Origin of the sequence: Aquibacillus rhizosphaerae (genome assembly GCF_030282825.1) — a bacterium.
GTDB classification, from domain to species: Bacteria; Bacillota; Bacilli; order Bacillales; family Amphibacillaceae; genus Aquibacillus_C; species Aquibacillus_C rhizosphaerae.
This window is the reverse complement of sequence record NZ_JASTZU010000036.1, coordinates 1-14645: the sequence shown is the minus strand read 5'-3', so window position 1 is coordinate 14645 and position 14645 is coordinate 1. Positions and strand designations below refer to the sequence as shown.

Here is a 14645-nt window from a genome sequence, read left to right as displayed (position 1 = left end):
ATTGCCCTTAGATGACTTAATAAGGTAATTATGAAATTGACTCAATTAGAAGTATAAAACTATTAAATTAACGTCATTAAAATATTTAGAAGAGACTAAATGGATTGATTTATCATATCATTTGGTCTCTCTTCCTCATTTTGATAGGAGGTAATCTTATGGTGGATAATCCACGTCCACATGTACAAGAAATTAATATTGGTCAAGAAATGCGAACTTCTTTTTTAGATTATGCAATGAGTGTTATTGTTTCTCGTGCATTACCTGATGTAAGGGATGGACTTAAGCCTGTACATCGTAGAATACTTTATGCAATGAATGACCTTGGTATGCATTCAGATAAAGCATATAAGAAGTCAGCTCGTATTGTTGGAGATGTTATAGGTAAGTATCACCCACATGGTGACTCTGCTGTTTATGAAGCAATGGTAAGAATGGCACAAGATTTTAGCTTCCGATACATGCTTGTCGATGGCCATGGTAACTTTGGTTCTGTAGATGGTGACCCTGCTGCTGCCATGCGTTATACAGAAGCACGTATGTCAAAAATATCGATGGAATTATTAAGAGACATTAATAGAGATACCATCGACTATCAAGATAATTATGATGGATCGGAAAGAGAACCGAAAGTACTTCCGTCTCGTTTTCCTAATCTATTAGTTAATGGTGCTTCAGGTATTGCTGTTGGGATGGCAACAAATGTTCCACCACACCAATTAGGTGAAACGATTGATGCCGTTTTAGCAGTAAGTAAAAACCCAGATATTACAATTGAAGAATTGATGGAAGAATATATCTTTGGTCCAGATTTTCCTACTGCAGGTCAAATACTCGGTAGAAGTGGTATTCGAAAAGCTTTTGAAACAGGTAAAGGCTCCATTACTATCCGGTCAAAAGTTGAAATAGAAGAACAGGCGAATGGAAAATCAACAATTCTTGTACATGAGTTACCTTATCAGGTAAATAAGGCAAAATTGATTGAAAAAATTGCGGATCTCGCTCGTGATAAAAAGATTGAAGGAATCACAGATTTACGAGATGAATCTGATAGAAATGGCATGCGGATTGTTATTGAACTTAGACGTGATGCAAATGCAAATGTTGTATTAAATAATTTATATAAGCAAACATCTCTACAAACTTCTTTTGGTATTAATATGTTGGCACTTGTAGACGGACAACCAAAAGTGCTGAATTTAAAAGAATGTCTAACTCATTATTTAGATCACCAAAAAATAGTTATCAAACGTCGTACTGCATTTGAACTTAGAAAAGCAGAGGCAAGAGCCCATATTTTAGAGGGACTACGTATTGCATTAGATCATATTGATGAGATTATTGCCTTAATTAGACAATCAAATACTGCTGATATTGCTAGAGAAGGTTTAATAACAAAATTTGAATTATCCGAGAAACAAGCGCAAGCTATTTTAGATATGCGTTTACAACGTTTAACTGGTCTTGAACGTGATAAGATTGAACAAGAATATCAAGAGTTAATTAAACTGATTGATGAGTTAAAAGCTATTTTAGCTGATGAAGAAAAAGTTCTTGAAATCATTCGTGAAGAGTTATTAGAGATTAAAGAACGGTTTAATGACAAGCGTCGTACCGAAATTATTGTCGGTGGCACAGACTTCTTTGAAGATGAGGATCTAATTCCAGAAGAAAATATTGTTATTACCTTAACACATCAGGGGTATGTTAAACGACTTCCTTCTTCCACTTACCGAGCACAAAGACGTGGAGGACGAGGGGTACAAGGTATGGGAACAAATGAAGATGACTTTGTAGAACATTTAGTATCAACCTCTACTCATGATACGGTCCTATTCTTTTCCAATAAAGGAAAGGTGTACAAAGCAAAAGGATACGAAGTACCAGAATTCAGTCGAACAGCTAAAGGTATTCCAATTATAAATATGTTAGAGATTGAGAAAGATGAATGGATCAATGCAGTAATAACAGTAAGTGAATTTGTAGATGACTGGTTCTTATTTTTCACTACGAAATACGGTATCTCTAAACGTACAACCCTTTCTCAGTTTGCTAATATTCGAAAAGGTGGCCTAATTGCTGTTGGATTAAGAGACGATGATGAGTTAATATCTGTTCGTTTAACGGATGGTACGAAACATATCATGATAGGTACACAAAATGGCTCATTAATCCGATTCGAAGAAAGCCAAATTCGTTCAATGGGAAGAACTGCAGCTGGTGTAAAAGGTATTTCATTAAGAGGCGACGATGTTGTAGTTTCTATGGAAATCATTGAAGACGGTTTGCAAGTATTAAATGTTACTGAAAATGGTTATGGCAAACGAACACCTGCAGAAGAATACCGACTAACAAATCGTGGTGGTAAAGGTGTATTCACTAGTAATTTAACTGATAAAACCGGAAAGGTTGTCACGGTTCAAGCAGTTACAGGTGAAGAAGATATCATGATTATTACCGTTTCTGGTGTATTAATACGAATGCCTGTTGAAAGTATTTCAGTAACTGGTAGAAATACACAAGGGGTTAGACTCATTCGTCTTCAAGAAGAAGAAAAAGTTGCTACAGTTGCTAAAATTGACACAGAAGCTGAGGAAGAAGAAGTGTCAGAAATTGAAGTGATTGATTCGGAAAATGTTGTTGCTGAGGATGGATTAGATGAAGTGAATCCAAACCAAGAACAAAACATAGTAGAAGAAGACTCAGATCATGAACCAAACGATGATGAAAACTAATCATATAGGTAGACTATAGATAAAACCCTTGACACTCATTAGCAAGATGGGTGTCAAGACTTCTATTGAAAAGATAAAGGATTGCAAATCGCGTGTTTCTGTGAGCTTGTAAGATGAAAGCTAAAGTTAATGCGCTTTGTGCTATAAGTAGGCTCGACCTATGATGAGGATGTCGTGCACTTTTATAAAGTTACTTGTTGTTTATCAATAGTTAAAGCAGGGGTGGGTACGGATGTGGGTACATCCAAAACAGTTAGTTCCTGGTTGTCGCATTGTTACTGATGTAATGGGGAAAACGAATCGTCCAATTGTTCCTAAAAATATAGTGCTTGATGAAGTACATATACAAGTATTACAAGATTTTCTTGTTATGAATGTTGAGGTATCACCTAGACTCGCAAATGGCGTACCATTTGTACCTAGAGAATTAACAAAAGAAGAAATAGAAGAAAACAAAAAAGACAAATCATCTAATAAAAATAAAATTGCTTTATCATTCGATGATCAATATTTAGAAGCAGTTCAACGCTATAAGCAACTATTTCTAAATTGGCAAAGTGGATCTGCAGTAAATATGAGGCAAGTGCGAGATATTATCGTACCTTTATTAGAACGCATTGATGAAGTAGGTTTAGACTTATTTTTACTCCACCAATATGCATCTAAACAGGACTATTTTTATCACCATGGTATAGCGATGGGTCTTATATCTGGGTTCTTGGCTAAAAAGAAAGGCTTTAAAAAAGAATGGGTTCAAGTGGGACTGGCAGGTTTTTTAGCTGATAGTGGCATGTCCAAAGTAAGTATTTCTTTATTTAACAAATCCGAAACGTTAAGTTTACCTGAATATGAGGAGATAAAAAAACATCCTACCTATTCCTATCGATTTGTGGAAAAAGTACCTTCTTTATCTGTTGGTGTGAAATTAGCTATCCTACAACACCATGAACGTTTAGATGGCAGTGGTTATCCACTCGGAGTTGATAAAAGCAAAATTCATCCGTATGCATGTATTCTGGCCGTTAGTGATTCCTATCATGCTATGACTTCTGAACGCGTTTATCAAAAAAAACAATCTCCTTTTAAAGTGATAGAAGAAATGATGTTAGATCAATTTGATAAATTTGATCATGAAGTATTAAGAGTATTTGTAGATAGCTTAGCCAATTTTTCAACTGGTACAAAGGTTCTATTATCAAATCAGAAAAAGGCTGAGATTGTGTTCATTGATTCTAAGCAAATGACTCGCCCAATGGTAAGACTAGAAAATAGTAATGAGATATTTTCACTTATGGATAGGCGAAGTATTTACATTGAAGAAATTTTAAAATGACAGTAGATAAGTTTTGTAGATTCTTGTGTCGTTAAAGAGTACTTTACTTCCACAAGTACCCGTACCATTTGTCTAGTGTAATTAATTTGAGGGTTAACTTAGATAAATCTAAGTTAACCCTCTTTTTCATTTAATAAAAATACCCCTAAAAGAAAGGGTGTTTTTTTAGCTGTGATAGATAAAAAATGCTTAATAAAAGGATAATCCTCCGTAGGGAGAGTATGAAGTAAGTCTCCCCACCATTCTGTTTCATATCTACATATCATACTTAGATTGTATAGAAGTAAGTAATGATGCATCACTTCATGACTAGTCATAAAGTTGTTACGATTAGTAGGTAAATAAAATGCATGATGATCACCGTGAAAATAAATCGGACCTTGTGAACTAGGTATTAACTCACTAGATAGCTTTAAAGTGAATGAAGAGTCATGGAGTTGTGTCTTTTCAAAATTCGGTAAAAATTTGGACAGTTTTTCGATGAATTTATTTTCAGTTAGATGGTAAGTATCTAATATATTATTAGGAAAGTGTAATAATTTTGAGTGTAAATCGCCTATTTTAATTTGGGCATTTTCATTCCTATGAAAATAAAATAAATTATTTAGTTCAGGTATGGATATTAAGAGTTTTTCCATGTTTATTTTTTCAAATGGAATATGTTTTATGTTAAATAAATGTTGTGAGAAATATGGAAATAAACCTTTATATTGAATTTTGACTTCGTCTTGTAAGAATGAATATTGTTGTTTTTTCCTTTTTCTAGTGGTGACCCCATGAGCCAACATCGTTGTGTTCTCAGGATAATCAGGTTTTCTTGTTAATAGACATGCTTTTAGTAAATGAACCATGCCATAAAAGTACAGTATAGGTTTCACCACCATACTTGAACTATTTCCAGTATCATAAAAATGCAAGCCATGTTCCAAATAATAAAGAAAACGGTAACTATTTTCGTAGCTCATTTTACTAGCGTTGGCTATATCATTTTTGTGGTAGCATTTCTCCAAAAATTTTTGAGAAGTATTTACCGATTTTAAGTAAGTGAAAAAATCTGAAATGTCCTTTTCAAGCATAAGAACAGTCCTCTCTATAATTAACTCATTATCCACAAAATTAGTCCGCTTTTATTAACTGACAATCTTAATTTTAAATTACTGTGTTTTATAAAGATAAAAAGGTTGAAAAAGCCTAGATGATATCGTATTGTAAATAACAATAGTTATGTTGTCTTATCTTTAAATTATTTATCAGAATTTATACGTGTATTTGTGAACAAAGTATTTTAGTTCTATTTTGAGTTATGCAATGATCTAACTTGTTTGATTCATTAAGTCCTAAAATAATCCTGTTTTAAAATATAATGTCCTATGATTGCCGAGTTTAAGACTTGGTTAACATGTTGAGGCTTCGTAATTGTTCTGTAGTTTAACCAGTTATTCATTTATCATTTGAAATAGAGGAGGCTCATTTATGAGAGAGGATAAATTCTCAAAGGAAGGTCTTACGTTTGATGATGTATTATTAGTTCCTGCTAAATCAGATGTTTTACCTAGAGATGTTTCTGTAAAAACTGAATTATCGTCTAAAATTAAACTAAATATTCCCTTTGTAAGTGCAGGAATGGATACTGTTACTGAGGCTGAAATGGCAATATCTATGGCTCGCCAAGGTGGAGTAGGAATTATCCACAAAAATATGTCAATTGAAGAACAAGCGGAACATGTTGATCGAGTAAAAAGATCTGAAAGTGGAGTTATTACCAATCCTTTTTTCTTATTACCAGATCATCAAGTGTTTGATGCAGAACATCTTATGGGTAAATTTCGCATTTCAGGGGTACCAATTGTGAATAATATTGAGGATCAAATATTAGTTGGGATTTTAACGAATAGAGACCTCCGATTTATCGAAGATTATTCGATTCAAATATCAGATGTAATGACTAGTGAAAACTTAGTTACAGCACCTGTTGGTACGACACTACAAGAAGCTGCAAAAATTCTACAAAAACATAAAATAGAAAAACTACCTCTTCTTGATGAAAAAGGTGTTTTAAAAGGGTTAATAACAATAAAAGATATTGAAAAGGTTATTGAGTTCCCTAATTCAGCTAAGGATAGTCAAGGAAGACTATTGGCTGGTGCTGCAGTAGGTGTAACAGCTGACGCTATGACACGAATAGATAAGTTAGTTGAAGCAGGTGTTGATATTCTAGTACTTGATACTGCTCATGGACACTCATTAGGTGTTCTAGAACAAGTAAAACGTGTGAGAGACAAGTATCCTGATATAGATATTATTGCTGGTAATGTGGCTACTGCAGAAGCAACGAGAGAATTAATTGAAGCGGGAGCTAATATAATCAAGGTCGGCATTGGACCAGGTTCTATTTGCACGACTCGTGTTGTTGCAGGCGTAGGGGTACCACAAATAACAGCCGTAAATGATTGTGCTACGGAAGCATCCAAATACGGTATTCCAGTTATTGCAGATGGTGGTATTAAGTATTCTGGAGATATTTCAAAGGCTATTGCAGCAGGAGCTCATGCTGTAATGCTAGGTAGCCTTTTTGCCGGAGTATCAGAAAGTCCTGGAGATACAGAAATATTCCAGGGGAGAAGATATAAGGTGTATAGAGGAATGGGTTCCGTTTCTGCAATGAAATCAGGTTCTAAAGATCGATACTTCCAAGATACAGAAGAATCTAAGAAACTAGTACCAGAAGGTATTGAAGGAAGAGTTGCATATAAAGGTCCATTGGCTGATACGGTTCATCAACTATTGGGCGGATTACGTTCAGGCATGGGGTACTGTGGTGCAAAAAATATCGAGGTATTGCGCAATGAGGCGAAGTTTATACGCATGACTGGGGCAGGTTTAAGAGAAAGTCATCCACACGATGTGCAAATTACAAAAGAGTCACCTAACTATTCTTTATAGAAGATTAAAGATTTTAGATAGGAAAGACTTGAATATTTAAAGACTTTTTAAAAAAGGGACTGAATCTTTTTATTAATGATTCAGTCCCTCCATTATGTAAGAATAAGGAGTTTTGATGATTTTACCAAACAATATTCATCCCTCTTGGAATTCTTTTTTAACAGAAGAAATAATAAGCAATGTAGATAAAATCGAACGAACAATAAGTACTGACTATAATCCTACTGATCCACAACAAATTTTAAGATTTTTATCTATAGATTTAAATAAAGTAAAAGTGATTTGGCTTGGACAAGATGTTTATCCAGCAAAGGGAGTTGCAACAGGCAGATCATTTGAGGTTGGTGGTTTAAACAAGTGGGATCAGACATTTAGACAGGTTTCTGTTAAAAATATTATTCGTTTAATTCATAAAAATTTTTATGGTATAAGTGATTACGATCAAATAAAAAACTTTAATGACATAAAAAAAGATATAGCAACGAATCATTTTAATATATTACCACCAAATAGGTGGTTTGATTCTTTAGAACAACAAGGTGTACTATTCTTAAATACATCGTTTACTTGTCAGGTAGGAAAAGCTAATAGTCATTCTAGAATATGGCAGGAGTTTTCTAAACAGGTTCTGAACTATATTTCGATAAAACGGCCAGATATTATTTGGTTTTTATGGGGTAATCAAGCTAAACAAAACAAGCAACACATAAAACAAGGTGTTTTTTATGAAAGTAGACATCCTATGATGTGTAGCAAGAAATATAAAGATGACTTTTTAAAATCTGAATGTTTCTTAGAGACATGGGATATTATAGATTGGCTTGGTTAATTTACACGTAAAACCTAAATTACTTGGTAAACTATTAAGAGGATATCTTTGAGAGAATGTAATGGAAATATATAGCCTTTTTAAATGTCATTTCCCTTTAATTGAAGGTGTGATAGAATAGCTTAGATGCATACTAATATTGGTGGAGGTAGAGGAAGTTGAGACATAAATTAAAAGCATCTTTTTTAATCATTACAGTGTTGCTGATTGCATTATCGACGTTTGCAATAAATCCTATTAACGCAAGTGCAGATTCGATAGAGGTAGACGCGGAGGCCGCCATTTTAGTTGATGCCGAAACTGGCGAGATTTTATATGCTAAAAATATTGACGAAATGAAAGAAATAGCAAGTATGACGAAAATGATGACGGAATATCTTGTGTTAGAAGCTATAAATAATGGAGATATTAACTGGGATACGACAACACAGATTAGTGATTATCCATATAGCATTTCTGCAGATGCAAGTTTTTCTGGTATAGGACTAATTCAAGATAAAGATTATACAGTTAAACAATTATATGAGGCTATGGCTATTAACTCTGACAATGCAACAACCATTGCTTTAGCAGAACTTATAGCAGGATCTGAAAGTGAATTTGTTAAAATGATGAATGATAAAGCAGAAGAGTTAGGATTACCTGCTTATGATTTTGTTAATTCAACCGGATTAAATAATCAAGATTTAGGTGATAATTTCCCTGATGGAACAGACCCAAATGCAGAAACGGCTATGTCAGCAAAGTCAACAGCAATGTTGGCCTATCATTTAATTAAAGATTATCCAGAAGTACTAGAGTATTCTAGTCAGTTAACCTCTGAGTTAGATGATCAAACGTACGAAAACTGGAATTGGATGTTACCATGGGATAATGATAACTTCGCACAGTATTATTTTGAAGGCGTTGATGGTTTAAAAACTGGATTCACAGAGAATGCAGGAAATTGTTTCACAGGAACAGCTATCAGAGATGGTAGACGTCTTATCAGTGTTGTAATGGATGCAGATAGCAGAGATGAAAGATTTCATCAAACAAAAAAACTTTTAGAGTATGGGTATTCACAATTTGAACGTCAAGAGCTATACCCAGCAGGTTATCAAATAGAAGGTGAATCTGTTATTCCTGTTGCAAAAGGTAAAGAAGAAGTTGTAGAAATAGCGTCTAAAGATGTGTTAAGCTCGACCGTCAAAAATGGTGAACAAGAAAGTTATTCCGTAACATATAATTTTGATGAAGGTAAATTAAATGACGATGGTCAATTAACTGCTCCAATTGAAAAAGGAGAAAAAGTTGGAACAATGGAACTTACTTATAATGGTGAGGTGAATCATGGATCCATCTTAAGTGAAGGACAAGCCCAATCAGTAGATATTATTACGACTAGTGCAATTGAAAAGCAAAACTGGTTTATGTTAACACTAGGTGGTATTGGAGACTTCTTTAGTAATATCTTTTCATCAATAGCAGATACTGTTAAAGGATGGTTTAGTTAAATTGTTTTAAACTATATTTTTAAAGACAGGCCTCTTTGTCAGATTCATTCAGACAAGGAGGTTTGGCTTAGCACAAAAGATTATAGTTATTTAAGAAAGTATAAAAATTCGTAGAAGTCTAGCTCCAGCGCCTAGTCCCTCTGAAGTCTTAAGATTAAGGTGAATACCTAGTCACTTGCGCTTTTGTTAATAATTGTTATACAATGTTGAATAATACTGCATAATCATAAAATTATTCTTTAATTTTAAAAATAGTATTAATTGTACAAAATGGGAGGATTTTTAATATGTCTAATTTAGGTACAGATCGGGTAAAACGTGGAATGGCTGAAATGCAAAAAGGCGGCGTAATTATGGACGTTGTCAATGCCGAGCAAGCTAAAATCGCTGAGGATGCTGGTGCTGTTGCAGTTATGGCTTTAGAAAGAGTACCATCTGATATTCGTGCAGCTGGTGGCGTAGCAAGAATGGCAGATCCTACAATTATTGAGGAAGTAATGAATGCTGTTTCTATTCCAGTAATGGCTAAAGCACGTATAGGTCATATCGTTGAAGCTCGTGTATTGGAAGCAATGGGTGTTGATTATCTTGACGAAAGTGAAGTATTAACTCCTGCTGATGAAGTATATCACTTAAATAAGCGTGACTATACGGTTCCCTTTGTATGTGGGTGTCGTGATTTAGGCGAAGCAGCCCGTCGTATTGGAGAAGGTGCTTCCATGTTACGTACTAAAGGTGAACCAGGTACAGGTAATATTGTTGAAGCTGTTCGACACATGCGTGAAGTTCAAGCTCAGGTTCGTACACTAATTGGCATGTCTGAAGATGAAATTATGACTTATGCAAAAAATCTCGGAGCACCATTTGAAGTACTACTAGATATTAAGAAACACGGTCGTTTACCAGTGGTTAATTTTGCAGCAGGTGGTGTAGCAACTCCAGCTGATGCAGCCTTAATGATGCAACTTGGAGCAGATGGTGTATTCGTAGGATCTGGAATATTTAAATCAGATAATCCTGCTAGTTTTGCTAAAGCTGTTGTAGAGGCTACTACTCATTATCAAGATTATGAATTAATTGCCAGAGTTTCTAAGGGTATCGGTACTGCAATGAAAGGAATTGAAATCAGTACAATTGCTCCTGAACAACGCATGCAAGATCGCGGATGGTAAGATAAAGGAGAGATAAGCAATTATGACTAAAATAGGGGTATTAGGACTTCAAGGTGCTGTAAGAGAACATATCAGATCAATTGAGGCATCCGGTGCTAAAGGTCTTGTTATAAAGAAAAAAGAACAGCTTGATGATATTGATGGATTAATTCTTCCTGGTGGTGAAAGTACTACCATGCGTCGGTTGATTGATAAATATGATTTCTTTGATGCACTTATAAATTTTGGTAAAAAAGGTAAACCTATTTTTGGAACATGCGCAGGATTAATATTGTTAGCAGATGGTATAGTTGGACAAGATCATGCTCATTTGGGGTTAATGGATATGAAAGTAGCAAGAAATGCATTTGGACGCCAAAAGGAGTCCTTTGAGGCATCTTTAGACGTAAAAGGAATAGCTGAAAACTTTGAAGCTGTTTTTATCCGTGCGCCCTATGTAGTAGAAGTAGGGGAAACTGTAGAAGTATTAGCGAAAGTTAATGACGCTATTGTTGCTGCAAAACAAGGGCATTACTTATGTAGTTCCTTTCATCCAGAACTAACAAATGATCATCGTTTAACTAAGTTTTTTGTTAAAATGGTAGAAGAATCTAAAAATGAACTTGCATCTTAAGTGGTTTTTAGATATTCTATATAAAATATAATGAAATGTGTAGATAGGAAATAGTAACAATAATTCTCTCTTAAAGAGAGCCGATGGACGGTGAGAATCGGTGTGAGAATGTTGTGAATCCATCCTGGAGCAAGTATGTTGAATCCAGTAAACATACTCGGTTTTATTACAAAGCCGTTATCTGTAAATGAGCCGGAAGATTTATCTTCAATCAGGGTGGTATCGCGGGAAAAACTCTCGTCCCTACTTTTAGTTAGGGATGGGAGTTTTTTGTGTTGTCGACTAATTGTAAAAGGAGGAAATAGGTTATGTTGGATATGAAATTAATTAGGTCTAATTTTGATGAAGTCAAAGCAAAGTTGCAAAATCGGGGCGAAGATTTATCAGATTTAGATAAATTTGGAGATTTAGATGTTAGAAGAAGAGATTTAATTGCAGAAACAGAGGAATTAAAAGCAAAAAGAAACGAGGTTTCAAAGCAAATCTCTATACTGAAAAAAGAAAAGAAAGACGCAGATGACCTAATTATTGAAATGCGTGATGTTGGTGATCGTGTTAAAACAATCGATACAGAGTTAAAAGAAGTGGAACAACAACTGGAGACACTACTTTTATCAATTCCCAATATACCTCATGAAAGCACACCTATCGGTGACTCAGAGGATGATAATTTAGAAGTGAAAAAGTGGGGAGAATTACCATCATTTACTTATGAATCACAAGCACATTGGGACATTGCTACTAAGTTAGATATCCTTGATTTCGAACGAGCATCAAAGGTAACAGGTAGCCGATTTGTATTCTATAAAGGTCTAGGTGCTAGACTTGAAAGAGCATTGATGAGCTTTATGATGGATTTACATGCAGATCAACATGGTTATGTGGAAATGTTAACACCATATATGGTTAATCGAACAAGTATGACTGGAACAGGTCAATTGCCTAAATTTGAAGAAGATGCCTTTAAAATTCAAGATTGGGACTACTTTTTAGTTCCAACAGCAGAAGTTCCAGTAACAAATTATTATAGAGATGACATCCTTAGTGGAGCAGACCTTCCGAAGAAATTTGTTGCTTTTAGTGCTTCTTTCCGTTCTGAAGCGGGTTCCGCTGGCAGAGATACACGAGGGCTTATTAGACAACACCAATTTAATAAAGTAGAATTAGTTCAATTTGTAAAACCAGAAGAATCTTATCAAGTACTAGAAGAACTTACAGGGCATGCAGAAAAAGTGCTTCAATTACTTGAATTACCTTACAGAGTTATGAGTATGTGTACCGGAGATCTTGGATTTACAGCTGCTAAAAAGTATGACATTGAAGTATGGATGCCAAGTAACGATACGTATCGGGAAATTTCTTCATGTTCAAACTTTGAAGACTTCCAAGCCCGCCGTGCCGGTATTCGTTTTAGAAGAGAAGATAAAGGAAAGCCTGAATTTGTTCATACATTAAATGGATCTGGCTTAGCAATTGGTAGAACAGTAGCTGCCATAATTGAAAATTATCAACAAGAAGATGGTTCTGTAATAATACCAGAGGTTTTACGTGCGTATATGGGTAATAAACAAGTGATTAAATAATTGATTCTTGCCTCTTTTTTTGAGAGGCAAGATAATTTTAATTCCATATTGACAATATAAAAAGTAAATGTTATTATTAATTTTGTCGTCAGTCACGGAGGAGTACCCAAGTCCGGCTGAAGGGATCGGTCTTGAAAACCGACAGGGGCTTCACGGCCCGCGGGGGTTCGAATCCCTCCTCCTCCGCCATATACTTAAGCGCAGTATAAAATTGGAGATTAAATATAAAGAACCGTTACACTATGTGTGGCGGTTTTTTTGCTTAAGTTAATATTTTGAAATGAAATATGCTATTTATGGATAATAAAGAAGGATTATTGAAGTAACTGTCGAAAATTAGCTATAGGTTTTTATGCGCACAGGATTTTTTAAGTGATTACTATTAAAAAATATATTCAAATCATTAGAAAAAATATAAAATTTTTGATTTACTTTAACATGATAAAATAAACAGTCGAATAGGAGAATTTTATGTTTCAAAAAATAGCATTTATTGGTGCAGGTTCTATGGCAGAGGCAATAATTTCAGGGATGATTCAGAAAGACTATTGTAAACCTGAACAAATTGTTGTAACGAACAAGTCTAATCAAAATCGTTTAAAGTATTTGCAGGATAAATACAAGATAACTATCTCACAAGATAAAGAACAAGTAATGAAAGGCGCTGAAATTATCGTACTAACGATGAAACCAGCAGATATTGTTAATGGCATTAATGATATCAAACCATATTTAAAAGAAGAACAGTTAATTATTTCAGTATTGGCCGGAATTTCCACGGATTTCATTGCAAAACAAACAGGGAAAGACATTGCTGTCATTCGGGCAATGCCGAATACTTCTGCCATGATTGGTCAGTCAGCTACTGCTATTACTCCTGGTGTATTTACTAGTAAAGAACAGTTAGGTAAAGCGAAATCATTACTCAAAGCAATTGGTATGACAACGATTGTAAATGAAGACGATATGCATGCTATTACAGCGTTAGCAGGAAGTGGACCAGCCTTTTATTATTATATGGTAGAGGCGATGGAAATTGCAGCTGAAGAAGCAGGAATAAGTGAGGAGACTGCGAAAGCATTAATCACACAGACATTTGTTGGTGTAGCGGAAATGTTAAAAGTTACTGATAATCACCCAGCAGAATTAAGAAAAAAAATAACTAGTCCAGGTGGTACAACACAAGCGGGACTAGAAATACTTGAGCAAAGTAATTTTCAGCGAGTAATAGTTGAAAGTATAAAAGCTGCTACTGAAAGGTCAAATCAATTAGGCAAAAAACTTCAAGAAAAATAAAAAAACGAGTCTGGGACATAACTAGCCAAAAATAACAAAGAAGGTTCCGATCATCTGTTCTTTGATGGTCGGAACCTTTTTTCGCTGGATTATTTTCATATTCTGTTGTTCTGTTCACCACCATGAATCCTAATTCATTATTTACTTTCTCTTTCCATCTCACAGACATTCGAGTGAAACACAAATTAGCCTTCAAAAATTCAAAGACTGGTTCCACATCGATTTTACGCTGACCGTAGATCTTAGCAGTTTCTTTATTCGAAAAAGCTGCTTTCTACTGTATTCTTTTTGTTCTTCCCATTTTTCGTTATAATAAATTTTTCGATTATTCCCTTCCTTCGCTTTGGTACTTTGGGAGCGTAACGGGAAACCGGAACAGTCTTCACATTCGTAAACTTTAAACGTTCGTGCAAATCCGTATTTATCTGTTCGGTTGGAGGTGTAGTTAAACGTCAATTTTCTTCCATTTGGACAGGTGAATATATCCTTTTTTTGTACATTTCTTTTGAATTTTATTAATAAAAGAGTGGTACTAATCAATAACGAGATGTGGACTAACATAAATTAGTGAGACAATATAAAACACCTTCGGAAATGGTACACTTAAGACAAGTACTAAAATCGGAGGTGTTTTTCATGGGGAAA

The 14645-nt window shown here is 34.7% G+C and carries 10 protein-coding genes, 1 tRNA gene, 1 pseudogene and 1 other annotated feature; of the genes and pseudogenes, 10 read left to right on the top strand and 2 right to left on the bottom strand.

Features of this window, described 5'->3' with window-relative positions; translation table 11 throughout:
• The first annotated feature begins 158 nt into the window (after positions 1–158).
• A complete protein-coding gene (gyrA, locus tag QQS35_RS10710) occupies positions 159–2735 on the top strand; it encodes a DNA gyrase subunit A (RefSeq protein WP_285932075.1) in 2577 nt (858 codons plus the stop codon).
• Positions 2736–2967: 232 nt separating this feature from the next.
• Positions 2968–4068: an HD-GYP domain-containing protein gene (locus QQS35_RS10705; protein ID WP_285932074.1), complete on the top strand. Its 1101-nt coding sequence runs from the start codon at positions 2968–2970 to the stop codon at positions 4066–4068.
• A gap of 113 nt (positions 4069–4181) precedes the next feature.
• On the opposite strand, the gene QQS35_RS10700 is transcribed toward QQS35_RS10705, so the two are convergent.
• Entirely contained in the window at positions 4182–5144 is a 963-nt protein-coding gene (locus tag QQS35_RS10700) for a YaaC family protein (RefSeq protein ID WP_285932073.1), read from the bottom strand.
• A gap of 397 nt (positions 5145–5541) precedes the next feature.
• On the opposite strand from QQS35_RS10700, the gene guaB reads away from it, so the two are divergent.
• From guaB to proC, 8 genes are all read left to right on the top strand, one after another.
• Positions 5542–7011, top strand: coding sequence for an IMP dehydrogenase (gene guaB, locus QQS35_RS10695; RefSeq protein WP_285932072.1), 1470 nt, complete (start codon positions 5542–5544; stop codon positions 7009–7011).
• Between the two features lie 115 nt (positions 7012–7126).
• Positions 7127–7840: a uracil-DNA glycosylase gene (locus tag QQS35_RS10690; RefSeq protein ID WP_285932071.1), complete on the top strand. Its 714-nt coding sequence runs from the start codon at positions 7127–7129 to the stop codon at positions 7838–7840.
• A gap of 158 nt (positions 7841–7998) precedes the next feature.
• Positions 7999–9336, top strand: a complete 1338-nt coding sequence (locus tag QQS35_RS10685) for a serine hydrolase (RefSeq protein ID WP_285932070.1) — start codon at positions 7999–8001, stop codon at positions 9334–9336.
• A gap of 287 nt (positions 9337–9623) precedes the next feature.
• On the top strand, positions 9624–10508 hold the full coding sequence (gene pdxS / locus QQS35_RS10680; protein WP_285932069.1) for a pyridoxal 5'-phosphate synthase lyase subunit PdxS: 885 nt from the start codon (positions 9624–9626) through the stop codon (positions 10506–10508).
• Between the two features lie 22 nt (positions 10509–10530).
• Positions 10531–11121 (top strand): pyridoxal 5'-phosphate synthase glutaminase subunit PdxT, encoded by a 591-nt coding sequence (gene pdxT, locus QQS35_RS10675; RefSeq protein WP_285932068.1) that lies wholly within the window; start codon positions 10531–10533, stop codon positions 11119–11121.
• Between the two features lie 31 nt (positions 11122–11152).
• Positions 11153–11369, top strand: a binding site (T-box leader).
• Positions 11370–11429: 60 nt separating this feature from the next.
• Entirely contained in the window at positions 11430–12704 is a 1275-nt protein-coding gene (gene serS, locus QQS35_RS10670) for a serine--tRNA ligase (RefSeq protein ID WP_285932067.1), read from the top strand.
• Between the two features lie 96 nt (positions 12705–12800).
• Positions 12801–12893: transfer RNA gene (locus QQS35_RS10665), tRNA-Ser, on the top strand.
• Positions 12894–13175: 282 nt separating this feature from the next.
• Positions 13176–14000 (top strand): pyrroline-5-carboxylate reductase, encoded by an 825-nt coding sequence (gene proC, locus QQS35_RS10660; RefSeq protein WP_285932066.1) that lies wholly within the window; start codon positions 13176–13178, stop codon positions 13998–14000.
• On the opposite strand, the pseudogene QQS35_RS10655 reads toward proC, so the two are convergent.
• Positions 13954–14495: pseudogene (locus QQS35_RS10655) on the bottom strand (transposase); the annotation flags it as partial. The gene proC and the pseudogene QQS35_RS10655 sit on opposite strands and share 47 nt — an antisense overlap.
• Positions 14496–14645: the final 150 nt, after the last annotated feature.

Excerpts from the sequence above, each read along its gene's own strand:
- guaB (WP_285932072.1), top strand. The coding sequence starts at position 5,542 with ATGAGAGAGGATAAATTCTCAAAGGAAGGTCTTACGTTTGATGATGTA.
- pdxS (WP_285932069.1), top strand. The coding sequence starts at position 9,624 with ATGTCTAATTTAGGTACAGATCGGGTAAAACGTGGAATGGCTGAAATG.
- QQS35_RS10700 (WP_285932073.1), bottom strand. The coding sequence starts at position 5,144 with ATGCTTGAAAAGGACATTTCAGATTTTTTCACTTACTTAAAATCGGTA.
- QQS35_RS10705 (WP_285932074.1), top strand. The coding sequence starts at position 2,968 with ATGTGGGTACATCCAAAACAGTTAGTTCCTGGTTGTCGCATTGTTACT.
- serS (WP_285932067.1), top strand. The coding sequence starts at position 11,430 with ATGTTGGATATGAAATTAATTAGGTCTAATTTTGATGAAGTCAAAGCA.
- gyrA (WP_285932075.1), top strand. The coding sequence starts at position 159 with ATGGTGGATAATCCACGTCCACATGTACAAGAAATTAATATTGGTCAA.
- QQS35_RS10690 (WP_285932071.1), top strand. The coding sequence starts at position 7,127 with ATGATTTTACCAAACAATATTCATCCCTCTTGGAATTCTTTTTTAACA.
- pdxT (WP_285932068.1), top strand. The coding sequence starts at position 10,531 with ATGACTAAAATAGGGGTATTAGGACTTCAAGGTGCTGTAAGAGAACAT.
- proC (WP_285932066.1), top strand. The coding sequence starts at position 13,176 with ATGTTTCAAAAAATAGCATTTATTGGTGCAGGTTCTATGGCAGAGGCA.